Here is a 22,408-nt window from a genome sequence, read left to right on the forward strand (position 1 = left end):
CATATCCGGACTTGGAGCTGGCGACTGCCGACATCAAGCTTTGGCTCTTGAACTTCCGGCTCCCCTACACGCCCGTCGTATCTCCTAAAATTCCTGCTAATTGCTGCCATTAGGGAGGGACGACAGTTCGTTGACGTCATGTTCGGGACAAGATTGCTCCTTTCCGCTCTTTCGAGTGCCGCGAGTACAAGTTCTCCTCGGCAGGTTCACAGGGCATGACCTGTAGTCTCGTAAAGTACGCGTGGCAACCGATGCGAAAGGCTGCGAATGTGGGTTTCCCGACTCCGTGTCAACGGAGGCTTCCTCAATGGCTTAGATGTTTCCTTCGTCCGAGGGCTTAACGTCGTCATCGGTTCTCGCGGAGTCGGCAAGACAGCATTGCTCGAACTCCTGAGGCATGCTTTGGGGGCGGAGCACGCGGAGAAACAGCGGAGGCAACAGAGGGAACAGTTTCTCTCAGCTGTTCTGGGCGTGGGCGAAGTGATCGTCGACCTAGAAGACGACTCAACCGCGCTTCAGGTCATCGTTGATGCTAAAGGCCGTGGACGAGACCTCGACCTCTCGAGATCAGTACTTGTTCTCGGACAAAGTGAGCTGGAAGAAATTGCTTCTGATGCAGCCAATCGCCTGAAGCTCCTGGATCTTCGTGCTGGAGAAAAGCCCTTCACGATGTCTCGCGACGAAGTCGGAAACCTAACGCGCTCAATGTTTGAAGTACGTCGTCAACTTCAAAAATGCCAAGAGGAAGCCCTCAAGCGTGCAGGCCTTGAAGCCGATCGACAAATCTACCGGTCGCAAGAAGAGTCCCTCATAGGAGATGCGCGCGGCCCCATTGCTGCGCAGAGAGATGCATTGCGCGATGTGGAGGAGCGCTCCAACGCCATCGCTAGGAGGGGATCCAACTTACGGGTCGCAGGTGACCTCGTCAGTCAGATGAGCAGTGCATCCAGTACCGTAAATGACCTACTGCTGCGACTGGGATCTCTTGATAAGGAGTTCATTGCGGACGAAATCTCTCTCGGTGGAAAGCTCAGCGCGGTGGCGTCTAATGCTGAGGCACTCCGAAAGTCCATTAGCGCTCTGGATGCTGACGTTTCCGGCCGGGTCGCCGCGTCCAGCTCCGAGGAGGCAAAACTCCGCGAAACCGCTGCCCCCCTAAGAGAAAGCTTGGAGAAGGCGGAAGCGGGCCTCGGCCAGTTGACGGCTCAAATCCGAAACGTTGATGCGCAGCTTCGGGAACTCGATGATAACGATAGGAGAATTAGTGCCCTCACTTCAGAGCTCCTGTCCTTGAAGGCTCGTCGTGATGCTGAATACTCGAACCTTGAGGCCGAGGAAGAACGGCTCTACCACGCACGACAAGGCGTTGCGAAATCAACATCTCGGCAGATCGATCGAAACATCATAGTCGTGGTCGAACACCTTGCAGATGCATCAGAACTCCGCGACGTCCTCACGGATAGCCTCAAGGGCACTCACACCCGAGCTGCTCTTATCGATTCGCTTGCTGCGCGTGTTTTGCCTAGGATGCTCTTGGAAATGGTCGAGGCCCTTGATGTCGACGGTTTGGCATCTGCCGGAGATCTGACTCAAGAGCAGGCATCGAGGGTAATTGGTGTTCTTGACTCCGTTGAGGGAGTAGAGCGGCTAGCCAAAGTAAAACTGATGGATAAAGTCGATTTCCTGCTTCGCGACGGTGCAGTAGACAAGAGTGTTGACAATTTGTCAGCAGGTCAAAAATGCGCTGTCACGCTACCCATTGTACTCTCAGAGAGAGAGCGAACGTTGGTTCTCGATCAACCTGAGGACCACCTCGACAACGCCTACCTGGTCAACCACATTGTTTCAGCCATGAGCCAACGCACCAAGGACCAAGTACAGACCATTGTGGCTACGCATAACGCAAATATCCCAGTGCTCGGAGCAGCCGGGAGGGTTTTTGTCCTGGCGAGCGATGGACAAAACGGGCAGGTTCGGGACTTTGGAACTTTCGACGCGCCGATAATTGTCGCGGCGATAACCACTATCATGGAAGGCGGACGCGAGGCATTCGCCCGCCGGGCTGAGTTCTATGACCTCCATGAATAGTCAAGCCGCTTCTCAACCCGACTGGCTGGACGAGTCGCTGAATTCAGATTCTCCCTCAGTCAGGTTACGAGCGGCCGCTTGGATGAAGGCCAATCCGGAATCCGTGCCTTTCCGCATACTAATGCGGGCAATGCAGCGAGAACCAGTACCGCAGATTCGCCAAGTCTTCAATGACATCCTGACAGTGCGGGAATCACTTACAAATTTGAACCCCTTGGACTCAAAATCCGATGGATCTCCCATAAATCACGGATACGTCCCCGAACTTGCAAGGCTAATTCGACATGAACTTTCGCCGCCTATTGGCTGGATTCGCAAGGCAGGCGGCCGAGAAGTCTCGAATTTTCAGCGCAGCGCTACGAACGATGCCATTAATCGGCTTGAGCGGCGTATTGATTCACTCATTGCTTTGATTCGGGACGGCTCTGACTTAGACCTTGTCGAATGTAACCTAGAGGTGCTGCTTCGCGACTGCTGGCCGGATATGACAACTGCACCAAACTTTTCGCCCGCGCCAGATATGGACGGCAGGACGGCTACGATTCTTACTGATATTGGCTTATTCGAGATTCTGCTTGCAAATGTGTACCAGAACGCCATCGACGCATCGCTGGAGACAAATGAGGCACGCCCCATTGAGGTCACTTGGAGCATAGTCGGAGATAGATTCTGGCTACGCGTGTCTAACAGCTTTGTCGGAACTCAGTTTGATGTCCAAGATGTTGAGACTACAGGAATATCGACTAAAAGCGGACACCAAGGAATCGGGCTCGCCCTGATAAAAACCGCCACCGAAAAATTGTCATATGGCTTCAGGATTGCCGGCAGAAGTGGTGTTGCAACTTTTACACTGACAGGGGGCATAGGATAATGAACAGCTCTCATGCTGTATTGGTCGATGATGATCCACAGCAGCTCGAAGAAGCATCCTCATCGCTAATCGAAGTCGGATTCGAACTGACAACATTTGGGGCTATTGAGGACGCGCTGAGCTTTATTGAAACTACCGATGATCTCATTGACCTATTTGTTCTTGATCGAAAGCTGCCTATGCGGGCGGGTGAGAAGGCTGTTGATGAACTGGGGGATGAGCTTTTCCGTATAGTTATCGATAAGCATCCAGATTCGCGTGTCATCGTCTTTAGTGGGTTTACTGATTTTGATCACGCTCAGGAATCCATGGAGGGTACGGGCCTGATTTTTCAGGATGACAAGGTTAAGATGAACCGAGTCTCCGTATTGCGCAAGACACAATTCGACAAATTCGATCGTTTCATCCGCGACCTCCGCGAAGCGCTAGCGCGTTTCGACTTGATTGAACTTTCAGTGGACGGCATCCTTACCTTTCACCAGAAGAGGGTTCTTCGTAGGATCGCCTATCATTACGGTGCTACAGCAATCTCGGCGGCGCCCTTGGCTGGTGGATTAACGGGTGCCGCCGTTTGGCGCTGCGAACTGGCCTCCCCGACAGGGCCTGTTGCCGTTGTAGTGGCAAAGGTAGGCGAATCACTTCCTAGTGCTGGAGGCCTCCAGGACCTTCTGCCCAGAGATTGCATCGCGCGTCGGGTCGAAGTTATCCGGGGCCTAATGGGCGGTTCAATCGTAAGTGTTTTGCAACTTGCCGGCTCGTCCACAAGTTCGCTCATGAGTCTTATTGGCTCAAAGGATCTAAAGGCGGCCGAGATAGTCGAGTCGCTTCGCTCGAGACTAGATTTACTTGAGCGAACGGCCCCTAGGACTGTCCCGCTGAGTGAAATTGTAGAGCAGTTTATGGAATGGTCGGTTTTTGAACGGGAGCTTTCGTCGCTTGGCCTAGCCCCGCCATCAAAAGATCTTTGGGTTAATACTTCGACCGTTATGAGCCACACCGACCTACACGCTGAGAATGTTTTGGTTTGTGATGGCCAGCCGGTAATCATCGACTCAGACGGAAACGCGTTCTCAAGTTCTGTTCGTGATCCAACGGTTTTGTTGATGTCAAGCTGGATTCACCCGAGCTCACCTCTCTTGGGCTCAGACTGGCCCACAGTGGAGGACATCACAGAGCGCTTTGGTGACCTGTCATTCGCGCGTGGTTCCTTGTCCCCCGCCTGGTGTTCATCCGTAATGAATTGGATGGCTGATCGGAGCTCTTCCCAGCGCGAGTATTGGGCGGTCGTACTGGCCTACGGGGTTCGCCAACTCCGCTTTGACAACGTACTGTCCGATACTGAGCTGAAGGCCAGAGTTGCAGCTGTTGTGGCTCTTGCCAAAAAGCGCTTGGAGGCAATTTAGAACAATAGGGACCCAAGCTTTCGCCTGCTCCCCATAGTCCGCCTTGTCGGGTCAATGGATCTAGCAAGCATCCACCGCACCAATCGGGTGAGTGCAGCGAGCAGCTCGTATCTACGTCTGTCGAGTACGGAGCAACATCAGCTCGAAGGGCCGAGGGTGTTGAGTTTCTGCGACAAGGCGCCAAACAAGGACCTGGTACATATACACGATGATTGGGCGGTTGGGATGTGTTCAGCGCGCGCCTTGACCATCCACGAGAGTACATTGGCTCGGCCTCGCGCTTTTAGGGTCCTCATTTGTCTGTGCTCGACGTCCGCACTGTGGTCCGTGTGCCCGCTCCTAAAATTGAACGGAGCCGCCAGTCACATTGTGCTTCAAAGGAGCGTGGCTAACACCTACTCTCACGGCGCGGCGGACTACGCCTCGATCCTCCGCGCACAAGTGCCAATGCAGTGCGCAGTGAAGCGTGAGTACCTGTTCCGCGATTCATCCGGGCTCCAACAACAGAATGAGGAGGCGACGCGCATTGAACAGAGCGCTTGCACAGTTGGGGGTTGCCGCCCCGTGACGAGGACGCTGATCAACTGATTTCCCTATGCCCAACCCAAAGCAGGCCCCAACTTGCCCGCGATATCGGTCAGGATCTGGACGTAGTCCTCGTGGTCGAAGCTGAAGGGCAGGGCGAAGGCCACCTCGTCCACTTCCTGGAACCCTGCATGCGCGTACAGCTGTTCAGCGATCTCCTCGCTGGTGCCGATCAGATCAGCCGCGAACATCATTCCCCGCGGCCCCTGCGGAGCAGCCGTGCGCGGAGTGCGTTCGTCAACATACCGCTGGTACTTCTCCCGCTGGGCAGCAGTCGCCGAGTCAGTAGGGATCACCACCAGCCCCTGCGAAACCCGCGCCTGAACATGTCCGGCGGCAGCAGCCGCTTCGCGGAACGCCCGGATCTGCGACTGCTGGACCAGGGCGAAGTCCGGTTCCTGGTCCTTGTCGGGGAAGATCACGCTGCTGGAGAGCAGGTTGAATCCATGAGAACCCGCCCATACCGCTGACTTAGTGCTCCCGGCCCCATACCAAAGGCGGTCCCGCAGGCCAGGGGAATGCGGCTCCACCCGGTTGGAGAACTCCTCCACCACCCCTTGCTTGCCCGAGAATTCACGCACCGGCTCCCCCGCCACCAGCCGCGCAAACCGCTCCACCCGGGCGTAGCTGAAGTCCTCCACGTCCGCGGTGTCCGGTACAGTTCATGCTTCACCGTGTCGTACTGCATCGGTTCGCCCACGCTCACGCCGGGATTGATGCGTCCTCCGGCCAGCAAATCCACGGTGGCCAGGTCCTCGGCCAGGCGCAGCGGGTTCTCCCAGCCCAGCGGCGTCACGGCAGTGCCAAGCTCAATCCGCGAGGTGCGCTGGCTCGCCGCGGCCATCACCGCTACGGGGGAAGAGATCCCGAACTGCAGGTGCCGGTGGCGCAGCCAGGCACTGTCGAACCCCAGCTGCTCGCCCAACTCGATGATCTGCAACGTGGACTCGTGGCCCGCGGCCGGATTGGCCGGATCAAACAAACCAATGGTCAGAAACCCCAGCTTGCGCAGGGGACGGTCGGGATGCGGCATCGGCTTCCTTCCGGGGCAGGCTACGTGGCTGGTTTCAGACTAGGCGGCAGGTCCTCACATAAACGAACAATCATTGACGCACATGACGGCAATGTGGTTAGGCTCACCACGGGCAGGCGACGGCGCCGCCACAGGAGGAATACATGTCACTGCAGGAAATCGAATTCACGTCCGCCAACGGCCGCGACACCATCCAGGCCTGGGTCTACGAACCCATCGGCCAGCCCAAGGCAATCGTGCAGCTGGTCCACGGGCTCGGCGAACACTCCCGCCGCTACCTCCACCTCATCTCCACCCTGGTGGACGCGGGATTCATCGTGGTGGCAGGTGACCACGCCGGGCACGGCCGCACCGCCATGCAGCAGGGCACTTGGGGCGACGCCGGCGAGGACGCCGCCAAGGTGGTGGTCGCGGACGAGGTCACGCTCCAGGCCAAAGCCAGGGCGGCCCTCCCCCAGCTTCCCTACGTGGTGTTCGGCCACAGCTGGGGCTCCATGATCGCGCGCGGCATGGCCGTGGACCCACAGGCTCAGCTGTCCGGCTTGATCCTCTGCGGCATCGCCGCCCAAATGCGGGGCATCGAAACAACAATCAACCGGCCGGAACTGGCACGCCTCGCCTCCGGCGCCGGCGCAGCGGAGCCCGCACCGCAGGACCTCGTGGGCCAGCTGTTCGACGGTTTCCTGGGCCGCTTCGGCGACAATCCCGGCCCCACGGCCTGGGTGGCGCTGGACGCCGACGTGGTGGCCGACCACGCCAGGGACCCCTTCAACAACTTCGGCGCACCCCTGAGCGCCCGGTTCCTGCAAGGCTTCGTTGACCTCTACGACCACGTCAATTCCGACGACTGGTACAAACAGCTCCCCGCGGACCTCCCCGTCCTCATCCTCGCCGGCGACCAGGACCCCGTGACCAACTACGGCGAAGGCGCCTACCACGTGGCCAACCGCCTCACCGATTCGGGCCACGCGGACGTCCGCACCCGCGTCTTCCCCGGCGTCCGGCACGAGGTGCACAACGAACCCACCACCCGCGCCGAAACCGAGCGCGAGACGGTCGAATTCATCCAGCGCGTCACCCAGCGGCAGGATTCCCCAGCCCCGTAGGCAGCAGGCTGGCCGTCCCGGAGGAAAGCACCCCGGCGGAAAGGTACGACGACGGCCCCCGCCCCGCCGCCGTCGTCGAACCTTCCAGCCAAGGCAGTCCGGTACGTCAGGCCTGCCGTGCCTTCCCCGGCCAGCGGGGCAGCCGTGAAAAGGTGGGCCCCGCGGGCGCCGGAATCTTGGCAGGGTCGGCGCCAGGCCGCCGTCGTCGCAGCTCCAACGCCAGCGCCTCTTGCCCACGCGCCATCGCCCACCGGTGGTTCGCGGCAAAGGCCGGCTTGAGCAGCCAACTCAGCCGCCGCAGCAGCGGTTTCGCGGCGCTGACCCGCCACTCATAGGTGACCACCGTTTCGGGCCCGTCCTGCTCAAAAGTCCAGCGGCCGGCGCCGTTAAGGTCGCCCCGAGCCGAGATGGCGAATCCGTGTTCCGTGACGGGCGCGGTGACGGTGAGCTGCCACTTGAGCGTGTACGGCAGCCAGCCTTTGGTGTGGAGGAAGAACGCCTTCCCGGTGCCGTCCGGGTTGCCCGGATCCAACTGCTCAACAGTCAGATACACCGACGGCCACCAGCGGGGAAGCATGCCGGCATCGCCCAGGATGTCCGTGACCTCCCGCGCGGTTCCTGCCACCCGCCATACAGTCAGGAATTCGTAGTCAGTGCTGCTAGTGCCGGCCATAGGTGCCTCCACGGCGAGGATGAATAGGCGGCCCACAGTACTCACGCCCCTGTTCGCGGTCAACGGGCGGCCGTGCGCTGCTGCCTACTGGCGCACGGGCCGGGACCTGTACACATGGCCCGGGACCAAGGGCGTTCCCTCGAAGAGCTGCGGGACGGACACCAGCTGGTAGCCCTGGGCCTGCAGGGTGGACATCAGCTCCTGTTGCCCGGCGATCGTCGTCGGCTGCACGTCATGCATGAGCACCACCGCGCCGGGCGTGATCTCCTTGAGCACTTTGGGCACGAACACTGCCGGGTTCTTGCTCTGCCAGTCCAGTGAGTCCACGGCCCAGATGATGAGCGGCTTGCCCACAGCGCCCTGCACTGCGGCATCGGCCGCTCCGTAGGGCGGCCGCATCATGGCCGGGGTGGAGCCGGTCGCGGCCAGGATGGCGGCGTCCGTACGCTCCATCTCCTTCTTGACTGCGGGGATGGGCAGCTTGGTCAGGTAAGGGTGGCTGAACGTGTGGTTGCCGATCGCGAAGCCGGCGTCCGCCACCTGCTTCGCGGTTGCCGGATTCGCGGCCGTATTGGACCCGGTCATGAAGAACGTGGCCTGGGCCTTCCGCTCTGCCAGGATGGCCAAAAGCTGCGGCGTGGTGCGGGCGTCCGGCCCGTCGTCGTACGTCAAGGCAGCGCACGGGACGATGTCGCAGTTCACGTGCCTGGCTGCCGGCGCAGTCGCGGGACGCGGAACGGCGGCGGCGTTCAGCTGCCCCAGGACCTGCCGGCCGTAGTCACTGAGCACCGCCCCGGCATCGGCGGCGTTCATGGTCAAGGTCACATTGCCCCCGGGGTTTCCCGGAACCTCCGCGGACACCGCCAGCTCCCCGGACGGTTTCAGGACCAGGTCGCCTACCGGGATGTCCTGCCGGACGGGGGTGGCGATCTGCGCTGGAACGCCCACCATGCGCGACTGGATGCCCGGAACCGCCTCCGGCCGCACCAGCTCCGCGCCGCCACGGACAGCCCCGGAAACCGTGTCAACATAGACGGTTTCCGATCGCTCTGAGACCGTCCCGCCCGTCCCGGAAGTCCTCACTTTTTCCCGGACAACAATCACTGTTCCCGCAGCCTGAACGGGCGCCGCGGACACCGTCAGCTCCTGGCCCGACGGCTGCTGTGCGTTCAGCGCCATCGCGGGCCGGTACCGGCCACCCGCCGGGGCAGCCGCATCGAGGAGTCCCAGCAGCCACGAGTCAACATGCGTGTTCAACCCCGGCACCCCGTCAACGTAGGTCCAGGACGCATGCACGTGGCGCTCCCCCACGCGGGCCGTCAAGGCCATCCCGTACCCGCCCGGCACCTCCACCGGCCCATCCAGCGCATCAGAGAGCGGCTGGGGCAACGCCACGGTCTCCGGTTGGCTGGAAACCCGTTCGTGGGAGTTCAACGCCGGGTACGGCGCACCGGACATGCTGTCACCACCGCAGACGAGCGCCGCTACGCAAATCGCCGCCAGGAGGACATGCAGGCAGGCGGCAGCTACGCTCCCGCGGGTGCGCCCCATCCCCAGCCCCATCGATCCGCACGCTCCTCAGGTGTTGACCCTTCGATTATCCCTTACTGAAGAGCCCGGATGGTGAAACCCAAGGGGCATTGCCTGGAACCGGGGGGGGGTGCCGGTGCGCTAGATGGTCACGTTGAGCCCCGCCGTGTAGCCGGCCGCCGCCGAGCCGGTCATGGTCGCCAGCTGGTAGATGCCGCCGTCGTCCCCGAACACGTTGTCCGACTGCAGGGTGGTGCGGGTCATGTTGGTGACGCTCTTTTCGTATCCGGGGGTGGCATAGACGTCGTCGCAGGCCGCCTTGGGCAGGGCGATCTGGGAGACGGCCAGCACTTGCCCGGCAGAGGTGGCATTGTTCATGGACTCGAAGACCTCAAAGTGGATGTGCGGCCAGCGCCCGGAGTAGGCGGCCGGGAAGATGGAGGTAAAGGTGACCTGCCCGTTGGCATCCGCTTCCTGCACGCCGCGGAGGTAGTTCTCGTTCTTCAGGCTGGAGTCGTACATCGAGTACTTCCCGTCCCGGTCACAGTGCCAGGCGTACACCGCGGCACCGGCCATCGGGGTGCAGCCGTTGGCGTTGTCCAACAGGGTCAGCGTGAACGTCAGAGGCACACCCTCCGCTGTCGCTGACGCGCTGCCGAAGCTTGAGGTGATGTCCCGGCGCACCACGCCGGAGGCTTCCAGGACGTTCGGCCCGTTGGAGCCGTCGCCTGGGTAGGGGCCCGCGGTTTCCTCCGGAATCTCCACCCCGCATTCGGCGATGGCCCGCGTCAGCGTTGGCGTGGCCGAGGCGGCAGCGGAGCCCGTGGATGCTGCGGCGGAACCTGAGGACGCCGCCGAGGAAGTGGCTGACGATGTGGCCGAAGAGATGGACCCTGTGGTTCCGGCAGGGGTGCAGGCGGCGAGCGCGGCGGCCGCCCCGCCTGCACCCAGTAACAGCCCCAGGGACCGGCGGCTCATCAGTGTGGTCAGATCGAACTCCAGCCCGCGGTCATGGTTGGGATGGGGCTGGTCGACGTCGGGCTGATCGGGTGTGCGTGAAGTGGTCATGGTCCAAGGAAACCGCATGCGGCTATGCCGGGGACTGGTGGTATCTGTGCCCTTGCTGTGCGTCCTGGCAGGCTTCATGCTGCCGGAGCCTGCCCCACGGAAGGCTCGACGACGGCACCCACCCCGCCGCCGTCGTCGTCCGTTCCAGCAAAAGCAGCCCGGCGCACGAGGCGCCGGAAAAAGCGAGGAGGGGCAGGCCCTTGGGAGCCTGCCCCTCCTCTTTGCACCGGCTGATGACCTGCGCCCGACTTTCGGGTTTCCTGTTGCGATGGAGTATGCAGGAACATCTGCCGGCGGGTCTTTGTGCGGAACGCCCGCGGCCGTCGGTGCGGCCTAGAGCGTCCTTGGATCTTCGGCGTACATCTTCAACCTGATGTTCAAGGCGTCCGACATGTGGCGGGCCGCGATCTCCCCGGCGAGGGCGGAATTGCCGTCCCCTATGGCGGCCAGCAGGTCGGCATAATCCGCCAGCACCACCGGCCACCGCCCCGGGTAGGTCAGGGTGGTGAGCGTGTACCGGCGGACCTGTTGGTCCAGGCGTTCCAGCAGTCCGATCAGCGACGGGCTGTGGGTGGCGCGCCACAGCTGGGTATGGAAGGCGCGGTTGGTTTCCGCGAGCGCCCGGCCGTCGCTGGGGTCCAGCTGCTGCATCTGCGTCAGCAGCCCCGTGAGCAGCTGCCGGTCCAGGGCGGTTGCCTTGACGGCAGCCTTGGCCGCGGCGGCCTGCTCCAGGATGATCCTCGACTCGTAGATGTCGATGATCTCCTCGGCTGAATGCGTTCGGACCACCACCGCCTTGCCGCGCCGTTCCACCAGCCCGTCCTGTTCCAGCCGCTGCAGCGCCTCCCGCACCGGTGTCCGGGAGGCCCCGTACCGCTCGGTGAGCTTGGCCTCCGTGAGCGGCTCGTCAGGCGCAAAGACGCTTGCGAGGACATCCTCGCGAAGCCGCTGGTGGATGGGAATGGCCACTTTTTCCTCTTTCCGTTGCTGGTGGGGTTGCTGGGCTGCCTAGGCGATGGAGCCTGCGCGGCGGCCGAAGACGGCTCCCGCCGCAAGCCCGGAGCCGCCGGGGTAGTTTCCGCTGAACAAACCACCCAGGGCTTCACCACAGGCATAGAGCCCATCAAGCGGCCCTGCGTCTTCGGTCAGCACGCGTCCCCAGGTGTCTGTCTTGAGGCCGCCGAATGTGAAGGTGATGCCGCAGGTTACCGGGAACGCGTAGTACGGGCCGGTGGCGATGCTTCGGGCCCAGTTGCTCTTCGGCGGCTGGGTATCCGCCCGGCGCCCGTCCTTGACGTTGGGGTCAAACGGGGCGCCCTCGGTGATCGAATCATTAAAGCTCTTCACCGTCTCCTCCAGCCCCTCAGGGCTGATGCCGGCCTTCTGTGCCAGCTCGGCAAGACTCGGCGCAGTGACCACCGAAACCCCCGGCATGTCGTACTCCTCCGCTCGCAGCATAGGGCGGGAAGAAGCGTCAAAGATCTGGAAGGCGGCCGAGCCCGGCTGGGCAAGAATGTCCCGGCCGTACTTCGCATAGGTGTAGTTGCGGTAGTCGGCGCCCTCGTCCACGAACCGCTTCCCGTCGCTGTTCACCACGATGCCCAGCGGGTACCCGCCACGGGTGAGCTGGTTGGTGAGTTCCAGGTTGCCCTCGTTCTCCGGGTGCCAGGCGTCCCAGGCGACGCTGTGGCAGGTTGACCAGTCGCCGCCCCTGGCCGCGCCGGCGTCCAATGCGGCGACGATCATCTCACCCGTGTTGCCCGGTGTGCCGCGGACCTTCGCGTTCTGCCAGCCCTCCCCCAGGTGTTGGCGGCGCAGTTCAGGTGATGCTTCAAAACCTCCCGAGGCGAGGATGACCGACTCGGCCCGGAGCTCACCTTCTCCGGATGAGGTGCGGTACCGGACCCCGCGGACGCGGCCGTCCTCCTGGATCAGTCCGGTGGCTGCGCAGTCATAGATGACCTCAACGCCCATGCGCTCCGCGGCCGCCCGGTGGTCGGCCATGAGCCCCTTTCCGCCTGCCACATTGCCCACGTGCAGCCCGCCCCAGAACAGATACCCACCGTCCTGGGTCCGGTACGCCTGGCGCTCATACATCAGCCGGTATTTGAGTCCCATGCCGTGAAGCCAACGCAATGTCGGGTTGCTTTCGCTGACCAGGACCGCGGACAGTTCGGGGTCGTTGCGCCCTTCAGAGACCTTGGACAGATCGGCAAGGTACTCGGCAGCGGTATAGGCGGGGACTTCACTGACGGCGTGCCGCTCGTCAGGCTCCACGAATTCGGTAAGCTCCTGGAGCCCGTCATGGGAGATGCGGGTGGCGCCGGCAGTGTAGAAGCTGTTGCCGCCCGATGCGGCCTCCCGGGACTTTTCCAGCAGGACGACTTTCCGTCCGCGCTCTGCGGCTGCAAGTGCTGCCGCAAATCCGGCGTTACCGCCGCCAACCACCAATACGTCGCTCTTGATCATCATCAATCTCCTCAGCTCCATCGCTGTACACGGTTGTATACATAAGTATGCCGTCGCATGCAATGACGTCTTGGCGCAGGCTTAACGCGGCTCGGCGGGAGCGGTTTAATGCCGGGATTTGTGGCTACCCCAGGCGTGGGTGGCTGATTTCCTGGGCGTCGATGTACATCTGGATGCGGATGTTCTTTGCCTCGTCCATGTGGGCGCTGGCGATGCGGCCGGCCTCCTCCGCGTTCCGTGCGCGGATGGCCACCAACAGCTCCTCATGCTCCTTCAGTACGCGGTCCCAGCGCTCCTTGGTGGAGAGCGTGGTGCCGGGGTAGCGGATGAAGTGGACCAGGATCCGGTCCAGCAGGTCAAGGAGGGCGGCGCTGTGGCTGGCGGCCCAGATGCGCTCATGGAAGGTGCGGTTGGCTGCGGCCAGTTCAGCCGGAGTGGCAGCATCGAAATCAAGGGTGACCATGGCCTGGTGGGCGCGGTCGATCAGCATCAGGTCCATGTCGGTGTGCCGGAGAGCCGCTGTTTTTGCGGCCGCCTCCTCCAGGAAGGTCCGCACCTCGTAGAGGTCCAGCATCTCCTCCGGGCGGTACTCCCGCACCTGCATTCGCGAACCGTAGCGCTCCACGAGCCCCTCGGTTTCGAGGCGCCGCAAGGCTTCCCTGATGGGCGTCCGGGAGACGTTGTACTTCTTGGCCAGGGCGCTTTCAACGAGCTGGGCACGGGGAGGCAGCTCCTGCGAGATGATGGCGTTCCTGATCATCAGGTAGGGGCTTGTCTCTGGTTGCGACGCCACGGGCGGCCTCCGGTCTTCATGCAAACAAGCGGCAGGACGCGCCGGCGCCATACCTTTAGCCGCAATTCTATCGCACTGCATACCGTTTCGGCGCGCTGTGAACACCGTGCCGATTTTCGGCACACCCGCTGCAGCAGGAAGCCCGCCAAACCACCTTGCCGGTATTCATATTCGAGGGACTGTTGCTTAAGTCATACCAACGGTATACCGTTTGTGACCAACGCCATACAGCAGGGCATGTACCGGATTCTGGTTTGCTCAGCTTTGAACATTCACCCGGCGGCTGCACACGGTGGCACGGGTATTTTCAGGAGAACCAATGACGCTTCTATCCAGGGAAGAGCCGCAGGCCGGCACCCTCCCCGTCACCCCGGTGCCGGCCACCCTCGTCCGTGGCGGCACCAGCAAATGCTGGATATTCCGGGACGAGGTCCTTCCGTCTGACGCCCTGGAGACGGACCGCCTCCTTATCCGCACCTTCGGTTCGCCGGACCTCCGCCAAATCGACGGAGTCGGCGGCGCCTCGTCAACCACCAGCAAGGCCATCACCGTGGCCGGCACCGACCCGGACGGAACGGTCCGCTACAGGTTCGCCCAGGTGGCCATCGACAAGCCGGCAGTCGAGTGGGCCAGCAACTGCGGCAACTGCGCAACGGCGCTGGGTCTGTACGCGCTCCACGCCGGGCTGGTCGCTCCCATAGGGGAAGTCACCCGGGTACCCATCCTGAACACCGTGACCGGGCTGCGCCTGATTTGCGAGATCCCCACACCAGGGGCCAAGGTGCCAGCCTACGGCGGGCGGCGACTTGACGGCCAGCATTACCCCGGCGTCCCCATCGATGTCATCTTCCAGAAAACCTCATGGTCCACTTACGGAGCACAGTTCCCTACAGGCAACGCCATCGATGACATCGAGGTCGACGGGCAGCGGTACCAGGCGACACTGATCGACGCAGGCGCCCCGGCTGCACTCTTTGCCGCACAGGACCTGGGGCTGGACGCAACCGGCAGCGAGGACGCTTTGGAGTCGCTGGTCCGGCTTGCCCCGCAGCTGCGCGCAGCGGCTGCCCGCAGGATGGGCCTGCCGCAGGACCTCACTTCCATTCCGAAGGTTGGCATCGTGGGGCCTCCGCCTGCAGGCGCAACCGGCGTCTCGGCCCGGATGATCTCGATGACCGCACTGCACCCCGCCATCGGCCTCACCAGCGCGGTCGCCGTCGCTGCCGCCTCAGGAACAGCAGGCAGCGTGGTGCAGCGCAGCGTAGTTCCGGCGGCGGAGGCCGGACTCTTTATCCACTTACTGAAAGGCAAGACGGCGCTGGCATTGGATGCAGCCGATCCCACCGAAGTCTCCTTTCAACGCTCGGCCCGCGTCATCAGCGAAAGCACCATCCTGGTGCCCAGTGACTGAAGAAACCCCTACCGGAAAAACCCAGCCAAGGAATCAGCCATGAAAATCAGCATTCAAAACCTGCAGCTGAAGTACGGAAGCTTCACTGCCATCGAAAACCTCAACCTCGACATCGAAGACGGCGAGGCCCTCGTCCTGCTGGGCCAGTCCGGTTGCGGCAAGACCAGCACCATGCGCTGCATCGCCGGCCTGGAGGACCCCACGTCGGGGCGGATCATCATCGACGACGTGGTGGTCTTCGACTCCGAAAAGGGCATCAACCTGCCCCCGAACAAGCGCAACGTCGGCATGGTCTTCCAGTCCTACGCGGTATGGCCGCACATGACGGTGGCCCAGAACGTTGCCTACTCGCTCAAGCAGAAGAAGCTGTCCAAGAGCGAAATCGATGAGCGCGTCATGGAGGCCCTCACGCTGGTGGGCCTGGAGCCCTACGCGGACCGCGGCGCCAGCCTGCTCAGCGGCGGCCAGATGCAGCGCGTCGCCCTGGCGCGCAGCCTGGTCATGCGGCCCAGCGTGCTCATGCTCGACGAACCGCTCTCCAACCTTGACGCCCGCCTGCGTGACCGGCTCCGCGTTGAACTGCGTGAAATCCAGCTCCAGCTGGGGCTCACCTGTGTGTACGTCACCCACGACCAGCACGAAGCCTTCGCCCTGGCAGACCGCATCGCCCTGCTCCAGGGCGGCCGGATTGTGCAGATGGGAGCCCCGCAGCACATGTACGAGGCACCCGCCAGCGCCTCGATCGCCCACTTCCTCGGCGTCTCCAACATCATGGACTGCACCCCGGAGGGCACCGCCACCGGGTCCACCAACGCACGCATCACCAACAGCGAGCTCACCATCCAGTCGGCGCAGCAGGCCAGCGACGCCGGCACATCCCCCAAGGTATGCATCCGGGCCGAGGACCTGCAGATCACCGCCATGCCCACCGAACACCCCAACTCATGGCCGGGAACGGTCCGCGTGGCGGGCTTCCAGGGCAACGACATCCGGTACGCCATCCAGCTGGAATCCGGGCCCGAGCTTGATGCCCTGGGCGGACTGCGCCGCGGCGAACAGCACAAAGTGGGGGACCGCGTGTGGGTGACCGTCAACCCCCGCGAAGTCCAGATCCTGCCGGCTGAGGTCCTCGCATGAGCCTCAAGACCACCGAGGCGGCCACCCGCGCCGACGCCCGCCTCGCACCCACGCCGGCGCCCCGGGACTACCGTGCAGCCCGGACCCTTTCGGGCCTCCGAAAGAACACGCCGGGCCTGATCGTCCTGGTCATCCTCGGCGTCCTCATCGTTCTTCCTCTTGCCCTCGTCCTGCTCGCCGCCTTCTCGGACAGCGTTCCCCGGCCCGGCAGCATCTCGCTGGGCGGCCTGACACTGTCCAACCTGTCACTGCTGGCCACCCCGGAAGCACTCGGGGCCCTGGTCAACTCGCTCATGGTCGGTGCCGGCTCAGCGATCGTCGCCCTGCTGATCGGGGCATTCCTGGCCTTCGTGTGTGCCCGCTCCGATGCGCCGTTGCGGAAGTTCATTTTCTTCATCGGGATGGCGCCGATGTTCATCCCCGCTTTGGTGGGCGCATTGGCCTGGTCCCTCCTGTGCTCGCCCAGCGCCGGGTACATCAACATCTTCCTCCGCGACCTGGGCATTGATGCCGCCATCAACATCTACAGCCTGCCGGGCCTGGTGTTCGTGCTGGGAATCTTTTACGCCCCGTACGCTTTCCTGCTGCTGCACAGCTCGCTGTCCATGATGAACGCCGACCTCGAAGAGGCCGCCACCGTCCACGGGGCGCCACTGCGCACCATGCTGCGGACCGTCACCCTGCCCCTGGCCCTGCCGGCCATCCTGGGCTCCGCCGTCCTGGTCTTCGCCTTGACCATGGAGAACTTCCCCGTGGCCCAGGTCATCGGCAACCCCGCCGGCGTGGACACCCTGCCCACCTACATCTACCGCCTCATGAGCGCCACGCCCGCCAAGAGCAACCAGGCGGCGAGTGTCGCCGTGATCCTGACCGTTGCGCTGATGGCCGTGACCCTCATCCAGCAGCGCATCATCAACAAGCGCAAATTCACCACCATGACCGGCAAGGGCAACCGTCCCCGCCAGGTGCCGCTTCGCAAGATGCGCTGGCCGTTCACCATCCTGGCCCTGGCCTACTTCGCCGTTTCGGTGGTCCTGCCGATGCTGGCCCTGCTGGCCGCTTCGATGCAGGCCACCCCGTTCGTGTCCTCGATGTCGCAGCTGCTCGAAGCCAACTCCCTTAGCTTCGCGAAGCTGATCGAGGTCCTGGGATCCAACGACTTCCAGCTCGCCCTGAAGAACAGTGTCCTGGTGGCCCTGATCGCAGCCTTCGCCGGCACCACCCTCAGCTTCATCGCCTCCTACATCCGGTACCGCACCAAGTCCAAGGTGGGACGCCTGATCGAGCTGGTGGCCATGACCCCTCTCGCCGTCCCCGCCATCGTCATGGGCATCGGACTGCTCTGGACCTGGCTGCTGCTGCCGCTGCCCATCTACGGCACCCTGGCGATCCTCGCCGTCGCCTGCGTGGCCGTGTTCATGCCGCAGGGATACCGCGGTGTCTCCGCGTCAATGCTCCAGATGGACCAGGACCTCGAAGACAGCGCCGTGATGCTCGGCGCCGGGCGGACCCGGTCCGTCCTGGATGTCACCCTGCCCCTGATGCGCGTCGGCATCATGTCCTCGTTCCTGCTGTTCCTCATGCTGTCCATGCGTGAGCTCAGCGCCTCCATCTTCCTCTTCACCTCGAACACCCGGATCCTGTCCATCCTCGTCTTCGACAACTTCGACAACGGCCAGAGCCAGGCAGCTGCCGCCGTCAGCGTCCTGTACTGCCTCGTCATCGGAATCCTCGCCGTCATCGCCCAAAAAGTCGGCGGCGAACGCAAGACCAAGAACTGACCTCCCACCCACCTTTGAAAGGGACATCACAATGAAGTTAGCGTCCAGACTGCCCGCTTTCACCGCAGCCGGAGTGCTGCTCGCCCTGAGCCTTGCCGGCTGCGGAAGCCCCGCCCAGAGCGCCGGCGTGGTCACGGCCACCGCCACCGTAAGCACCGATGACGGACTGGTGATCAACGGCGAGTCCATCGCGGACAAGGCCACGTACGAGAAGGCAAAATCGCAAACCCTGTCCCTGTACTCCGGCTACACCGACTCCTCCGAAAGCGCACTGGTGGACGCCTTCACCAAGGACACCGGCATCAAGGTCAACGTCGTCCGGCTCACCCCGAACAAGCTCTCCGAGCGCGTACTGTCCGAGCAGGGTGCCGGCAAGCTCAGCGCCGACGTCATCCGCACGTCCGACTACCGGATTGCCAAGTCCATGGAGGACGCCAAGGTCTGGAAAGCCTACGACGTACCCGGCGCCTCAGCCCTCAAGGACGTTTCCGTGGACGGCGGCCAGTTCACCCGCATGTTCAACTCCGTCTACACCCTGGGCTACAACACCCAGTTGGTGAAGGAAGCCGATGCCCCCAAGTCATGGGCGGATGCCGTCGGCGGGAAATGGCAGGGCAAGCTGGGCATCGTCCAGGGCGGCTCGGGCGGGAGCACAGCTGCGCTGAACAGGTTCATGGAAACCAAGATGGGCGGCGACTACTTCGCCAAGTACGCTGCGCAGAAGCCCAAAATCTATGACTCCCTGGGCGCTGAAGCCACGGCGCTGGCCCGCGGTGAAGTGGCCGTAGGCACGGTCACCATCAGCGGCACCAACATCTCGGCCGTCCAGGACAAGGCTCCGGTCAAGTTCATCGTCCCCGAGGAAGGACTCGTCTCGTACGACTACTACCTGGGCATGACGGGCACCGCCACAAACGTGGAAGCCGCGAAGGTCTTCATGAACTACAACCTTTCCAAGCAGGGCCAGCAGGTCTTCGCGCAGATCGGTGAATACCCGGTCCGCACCGACGTAGCACCGCCCACCATCATGGGCGTGACGCTCCCCGCCGTCGATTCCGGCAAGGTCTACCGCATGCAGAACACCGACGCCGCGACCTACGGCAAGGACGACCTTGCCAAGTGGAACCAGGTCTTCGGCTACACCAAGTAACCCCGAAATCCCACGCCCGGGGACCCGGCCTCCGCCGGGTCCCCGGGCTTTTTCGTTCCAAACCACCCACCAGGAGGCCCCGTGACCGCCGCACTTCCGGTACCCCGGAACACCTCGTCCCTGTTGGTCCTCCAGGACGGCAGGACCGTCGTCGAACTGGGCGACACCACCCGCGCCAGCTACGTCGCCTCTATGCGCAAGAGCCTGCTCTCGATCCTTTTCGGCATCCAGGTGGACGCCGGCACGGTCAGCCTCGACACCACCCTTGGTGAGCTCGGTGTTGACGATGTGGGCGGCCTGCTGCCCATCGAGCGGACGGCCCGGCTCCGTGACCTGTTGACGTCGCGGTCGGGGGTCTACCATCCGCCGTCCAGCCCGGGCAGTGACGAGGATGCTTTCCCTGCACGTGGCACAAAGGCGCCCGGGCAATATTTCGTCTACAACAACTGGGATTTCAACGCCGCCGGCGCCATCTTCGAGAAGGCCAGCGGCCTGGGCGTCTTCGATGCGTTCGAGAAGCACCTGGCCGGTCCGCTGGGGTTCGACGACTACGTCCCCACACGCCAGCAGATGCTCGGGGACGACCGAAAGTCCGCCTTCCGGGCTTACCACTTCTTCCTCTCCGCCCGGGACCTGGCGAAGATCGGGCTGCTGATGGCTGCCGGCGGCCAGTGGCAGGGCCGGCAGCATGTCCCCCGGGAATGGGTCAGGGAGAGCGTGGCCACCCATGTGAGGCGCGCAGACATGGCGCCGGCCACCGGTTTTGGCACCTGCGACTACGGCTACCTGTGGTGGCTACCCCGGGAATCCGGCCCGCAGTGGGAGGGGGCGTTCCTGGCTGCGGGCAACTACGGCCAGTTCCTGCTGGTCCTGCCGGCGATCGGGAGCGTCATTGTGCACCGGCGCGTCGTCAGCGACAGCTTCGCCATCGCACGGAACACCCGCACGGCAACTGCCTCGACGGCAGGCCCCGCTCCGGTGACCCACTCCGAATTCATGGACCTTGCCAGGGCGCTGGTTGCCGGGCCCCTGGCCCGGTAGGCATCAGAAAGGCACGGTACGACGGCGGCCCCATCCATTGTCAGGAAGCCGCGCCCTTGGCGACGGAACGGAATACCTTGGTTGCCTGCTGCGCGGCGGGGCTGAGCCTCCTGTTTGCCAGGTGCGCAAGAAGGATGCGGCGCTTCGGAGCCCCCGCGAGCGGGACTGCAACGACGTCGGGGCGCAGGGCCGTCAGCGCCAGCCTTGGTGCCAGCGCGATCCCGATACCGGCCGCCACCATGCCCTGCGTCTCCTGGTAATCATTGGCCGCGAAGGCGATCCGCGGCTCGAACCCAGCGTCGCGGCATACCCGGCTGAGGACATCGGCCACGGGGTGCTCATCGCGCACCACCCATTCCTGGTCGCTCAATGCGCCGATGCGGACCGAGCGCAGTTTCGCAATGGGATGCTCCCGCGGGACCAGCAGCATTGTTGGATCGTTCATCAGCGTGGCCAGGGTCAAGTCAGGATCCTGGATCTGCTGCCAGGGGTAGTCCCACAGCAGCGTCAGCTCGATTTCCCGCCGCCGCAACCGTTCCAGCAAACCGTCCCGCCGGGCGCTCACCACCGTTACCGCCACCTCCGGATGGCGGGCCCGGAACGCCAGCACCACATCCGGCATCAGGGAGGCCCCGCCGGTGGGAAAGGTCCCGAGCCGCAGTTGGCCGCGCCGAAGGCCCGCGAACTCCCCCATTTCGGCACGGGCAGCTTCCACGGTCCTGTCGATCTCGTCGGCGTAGTGCAGCAGGGCGTGCCCCGCCTCGGTCAGGACCACGCCCCGCGGGTGGCGCTCGATCAGGACCACACCCATCTCCTGCTCGAGTTTGGCGATCTGCTGCGACACCGCTGACGTGGTGAAGGAGAGTGCGGCGGCAGCGGAGGTCAGGGAGCCGGAGCGGCCCACCTCGCGGAGCACGTGGAGCCGGTGGAGGTCAAGGATTGCCATGCATTGAGTTTAGCAAAAGTAGATAGTCGTCCATTTATTTGCGATTGTGCTGAAGGCTGCCATCCCGGATCGTAGAAGGACAAGGTGCTGTGAAGTAGGGCACCTGCAAGTTACGAGGGAGAAATACAGTGGGACTCAAAGGACATTGGTACCGGGGCGGCACCAGCAAGTGCTGGCTCTTCGATGCCAGGGACGTGGCCCTCCACGCCCCCACCCGCGAGGAAATCCCCGCACTGCTGTCCGCCGCATTCGGCGCAGCGGATGCGCGGCAGCTGGACGGCGTCGGGGGCGGAACGTCCACCACGTCGAAGGCCGCGGTCATCTGGGCCACCCCTGGCGCGGAGGCAGACCTCGACTACCTTTTCGCCCAGGTGGGGATCGGCGACCCCACCGTTGAGCTGGGTTCCAACTGCGGCAACTGCGCCACCGCCATTGCCCTGTTCGCAGTCCAGACGGGCATCGTTCCCGCCGGAGACGGCATGACCAAGGTCCGCATGCGCCACGTCACGTCCGGCGCCGTGCTCAGCGGAGCGGTTCCAACTCCCGGCGGCCACATTCCCAAGTCGGGCCTGGCACGGGTTCCGGGCAGCAGCGCCGCCGGTGTTCCCGTCAGCCTCTCGTTCCACGGCCCCTGGGGCCAGAGCACCGGCGCACTCCTGCCCACCGGCAACACGATGGACCAGCTTGAGGTCAACGGCAGGACCCTGGGCGCAACGATGGTGGACGCCGGCGCCCCTGCCGTGCTCCTTGCAGCCGACCAGGCCGGCGTCGATCTTTCCTCGATGACGGACAACCTCTCCGCGCAGCTGCCCACCCTCATTGCGGCACGGGCATCAGCAGGCCTGATCATGGGGCTGCGCAAGCCTGAGGATCCGCCGCAGAACGCTGTCCCGAAAGTCGGGGTTGTGGCGCCTGCCGGGGACTACATCGCCGCGGACGGAACCACCATCACCGCCGGAAGCCACGACGTGCGGGTGCGGATGCTGTCCATGCTCGCGCCCCACCCGGCCATCGGCCTCACCTCAGCCGTGGCAGTGGCCCTCGCAGCCTCGCAGCCGTCGTCGGTGGTAGCCAACGCAGCAGCCCAATCATCCTCCGCCGGCACCGGAACCCCCCGCTTGCTGCGGATCGGGACACCTGCCGGCGTGATCACCGCCGAAATCATCACCGATGACACCGGCACCGTCAGCGAAGTGGCCCTCCACCGGGCAGCCCGCCACATCGCCACCGCAGATATCGACGTGGCCCCGGCCGCCGAGCTGTCCGCCTAACACCCCTATCTCTTTGCCCCATCATTAAGGGGCCGCACCAACCAGGAAGTTG

General features: G+C 63.6%; 17 protein-coding genes and 1 pseudogene. 10 read left to right on the forward strand and 8 right to left on the reverse strand.

Annotated features, from left to right (window positions below; all coding sequences use genetic code 11):
- Positions 1-267 precede the first annotated feature (267 nt).
- From AC4EEV_RS09980 to AC4EEV_RS09990, 3 genes are read left to right on the forward strand one after another with little or no spacing between them, the layout of a single operon-like run.
- Positions 268-2,088, forward strand: coding sequence for a hypothetical protein (locus AC4EEV_RS09980; protein ID WP_491330806.1), 1,821 nt, complete (start codon positions 268-270; stop codon positions 2,086-2,088).
- Entirely contained in the window at positions 2,072-2,959 is an 888-nt protein-coding gene (locus tag AC4EEV_RS09985; protein WP_491330807.1) for a sensor histidine kinase, read from the forward strand. Before AC4EEV_RS09980 ends, AC4EEV_RS09985 begins: the two co-directional genes overlap by 17 nt.
- Positions 2,959-4,362 (forward strand): hypothetical protein, encoded by a 1,404-nt coding sequence (locus tag AC4EEV_RS09990; protein WP_491330808.1) that lies wholly within the window; start codon positions 2,959-2,961, stop codon positions 4,360-4,362. Before AC4EEV_RS09985 ends, AC4EEV_RS09990 begins: the two co-directional genes overlap by 1 nt.
- A 593-nt stretch (positions 4,363-4,955) precedes the next feature.
- Here the strand turns inward: AC4EEV_RS09990 and AC4EEV_RS09995 are convergent.
- Positions 4,956-5,980: pseudogene (locus tag AC4EEV_RS09995) on the reverse strand (LLM class flavin-dependent oxidoreductase).
- Between the two features lie 143 nt (positions 5,981-6,123).
- Between AC4EEV_RS09995 and AC4EEV_RS10000 the strand changes: the two are divergent.
- Positions 6,124-7,086 (forward strand): alpha/beta fold hydrolase, encoded by a 963-nt coding sequence (locus tag AC4EEV_RS10000; RefSeq protein ID WP_491330809.1) that lies wholly within the window; start codon positions 6,124-6,126, stop codon positions 7,084-7,086.
- A gap of 106 nt (positions 7,087-7,192) precedes the next feature.
- Here the strand turns inward: AC4EEV_RS10000 and AC4EEV_RS10005 are convergent, their stop codons facing one another.
- The 6 genes from AC4EEV_RS10005 to AC4EEV_RS10030 all read right to left on the reverse strand — a co-directional run bounded on the left by AC4EEV_RS10005 (position 7,193) and on the right by AC4EEV_RS10030 (position 13,619).
- A complete protein-coding gene (locus tag AC4EEV_RS10005) occupies positions 7,193-7,759 on the reverse strand; it encodes an SRPBCC family protein (protein WP_491330810.1) in 567 nt (188 codons plus the stop codon).
- 84 nt (positions 7,760-7,843) lie between these two features.
- On the reverse strand, positions 7,844-9,310 hold the full coding sequence (locus tag AC4EEV_RS10010; protein ID WP_491330811.1) for a polysaccharide deacetylase family protein: 1,467 nt from the start codon (positions 9,308-9,310) through the stop codon (positions 7,844-7,846).
- A 120-nt stretch (positions 9,311-9,430) separates the two neighbouring features.
- On the reverse strand, positions 9,431-10,357 hold the full coding sequence (locus AC4EEV_RS10015; protein ID WP_491330812.1) for an intradiol ring-cleavage dioxygenase: 927 nt from the start codon (positions 10,355-10,357) through the stop codon (positions 9,431-9,433).
- Positions 10,358-10,690: 333 nt separating this feature from the next.
- A complete protein-coding gene (locus AC4EEV_RS10020; RefSeq protein WP_285320210.1) occupies positions 10,691-11,326 on the reverse strand; it encodes a GntR family transcriptional regulator in 636 nt (211 codons plus the stop codon).
- 39 nt (positions 11,327-11,365) lie between these two features.
- Entirely contained in the window at positions 11,366-12,829 is a 1,464-nt protein-coding gene (gene tcuA, locus AC4EEV_RS10025; RefSeq protein ID WP_491330813.1) for an FAD-dependent tricarballylate dehydrogenase TcuA, read from the reverse strand.
- A gap of 121 nt (positions 12,830-12,950) precedes the next feature.
- The gene (locus tag AC4EEV_RS10030; RefSeq protein WP_223992974.1) at positions 12,951-13,619 is read right to left on the reverse strand and encodes a GntR family transcriptional regulator; all 669 of its coding nucleotides are present in this window, start codon (positions 13,617-13,619) and stop codon (positions 12,951-12,953) included.
- 319 nt (positions 13,620-13,938) lie between these two features.
- Here AC4EEV_RS10030 and AC4EEV_RS10035 point away from each other — a divergent pair, with 319 nt between their 5' ends.
- The 5 genes from AC4EEV_RS10035 to AC4EEV_RS10055 all read left to right on the forward strand — a co-directional run bounded on the left by AC4EEV_RS10035 (position 13,939) and on the right by AC4EEV_RS10055 (position 20,139).
- A complete protein-coding gene (locus AC4EEV_RS10035) occupies positions 13,939-15,030 on the forward strand; it encodes a PrpF domain-containing protein (protein ID WP_491330814.1) in 1,092 nt (363 codons plus the stop codon).
- 39 nt (positions 15,031-15,069) lie between these two features.
- Complete coding sequence (locus AC4EEV_RS10040) at positions 15,070-16,167, forward strand: ABC transporter ATP-binding protein (protein WP_491330815.1); 1,098 nt, start codon at positions 15,070-15,072, stop codon at positions 16,165-16,167.
- The gene (locus AC4EEV_RS10045; RefSeq protein WP_491330816.1) at positions 16,164-17,948 is read left to right on the forward strand and encodes an ABC transporter permease; all 1,785 of its coding nucleotides are present in this window, start codon (positions 16,164-16,166) and stop codon (positions 17,946-17,948) included. Before AC4EEV_RS10040 ends, AC4EEV_RS10045 begins: the two co-directional genes overlap by 4 nt.
- 31 nt (positions 17,949-17,979) lie before the next feature.
- Positions 17,980-19,098 carry an ABC transporter substrate-binding protein gene (locus AC4EEV_RS10050; protein WP_491330817.1) on the forward strand — a complete coding sequence of 373 codons (1,119 nt, stop codon included), beginning with the start codon at positions 17,980-17,982 and terminating at the stop codon, positions 19,096-19,098.
- An 81-nt stretch (positions 19,099-19,179) separates the two neighbouring features.
- Complete coding sequence (locus AC4EEV_RS10055; RefSeq protein ID WP_491330818.1) at positions 19,180-20,139, forward strand: serine hydrolase domain-containing protein; 960 nt, start codon at positions 19,180-19,182, stop codon at positions 20,137-20,139.
- Between the two features lie 40 nt (positions 20,140-20,179).
- On the opposite strand, the gene AC4EEV_RS10060 is transcribed toward AC4EEV_RS10055, so the two are convergent.
- Positions 20,180-21,085, reverse strand: coding sequence for a LysR family transcriptional regulator (locus AC4EEV_RS10060; protein WP_109045438.1), 906 nt, complete (start codon positions 21,083-21,085; stop codon positions 20,180-20,182).
- Positions 21,086-21,213: 128 nt separating this feature from the next.
- Between AC4EEV_RS10060 and AC4EEV_RS10065 the strand changes: the two genes are divergently transcribed.
- Positions 21,214-22,356 carry a PrpF domain-containing protein gene (locus AC4EEV_RS10065; protein ID WP_018763859.1) on the forward strand — a complete coding sequence of 381 codons (1,143 nt, stop codon included), beginning with the start codon at positions 21,214-21,216 and terminating at the stop codon, positions 22,354-22,356.
- Positions 22,357-22,408 lie beyond the last annotated feature (52 nt).

Source organism: Pseudarthrobacter sp. MOO14, assembly GCF_058267675.1.

Excerpts from the sequence above, each read along its gene's own strand:
- AC4EEV_RS09980 (WP_491330806.1), top strand. The coding sequence starts at position 268 with ATGTGGGTTTCCCGACTCCGTGTCAACGGAGGCTTCCTCAATGGCTTA.
- AC4EEV_RS09985 (WP_491330807.1), top strand. The coding sequence starts at position 2,072 with ATGACCTCCATGAATAGTCAAGCCGCTTCTCAACCCGACTGGCTGGAC.
- AC4EEV_RS09990 (WP_491330808.1), top strand. The coding sequence starts at position 2,959 with ATGAACAGCTCTCATGCTGTATTGGTCGATGATGATCCACAGCAGCTC.
- AC4EEV_RS10000 (WP_491330809.1), top strand. The coding sequence starts at position 6,124 with ATGTCACTGCAGGAAATCGAATTCACGTCCGCCAACGGCCGCGACACC.
- AC4EEV_RS10005 (WP_491330810.1), bottom strand. The coding sequence starts at position 7,759 with ATGGCCGGCACTAGCAGCACTGACTACGAATTCCTGACTGTATGGCGG.
- AC4EEV_RS10010 (WP_491330811.1), bottom strand. The coding sequence starts at position 9,310 with ATGGGGCGCACCCGCGGGAGCGTAGCTGCCGCCTGCCTGCATGTCCTC.
- AC4EEV_RS10015 (WP_491330812.1), bottom strand. The coding sequence starts at position 10,357 with ATGACCACTTCACGCACACCCGATCAGCCCGACGTCGACCAGCCCCAT.
- tcuA (WP_491330813.1), bottom strand. The coding sequence starts at position 12,829 with ATGATGATCAAGAGCGACGTATTGGTGGTTGGCGGCGGTAACGCCGGA.
- AC4EEV_RS10035 (WP_491330814.1), top strand. The coding sequence starts at position 13,939 with ATGACGCTTCTATCCAGGGAAGAGCCGCAGGCCGGCACCCTCCCCGTC.
- AC4EEV_RS10040 (WP_491330815.1), top strand. The coding sequence starts at position 15,070 with ATGAAAATCAGCATTCAAAACCTGCAGCTGAAGTACGGAAGCTTCACT.
- AC4EEV_RS10045 (WP_491330816.1), top strand. The coding sequence starts at position 16,164 with ATGAGCCTCAAGACCACCGAGGCGGCCACCCGCGCCGACGCCCGCCTC.
- AC4EEV_RS10050 (WP_491330817.1), top strand. The coding sequence starts at position 17,980 with ATGAAGTTAGCGTCCAGACTGCCCGCTTTCACCGCAGCCGGAGTGCTG.
- AC4EEV_RS10060 (WP_109045438.1), bottom strand. The coding sequence starts at position 21,085 with ATGGCAATCCTTGACCTCCACCGGCTCCACGTGCTCCGCGAGGTGGGC.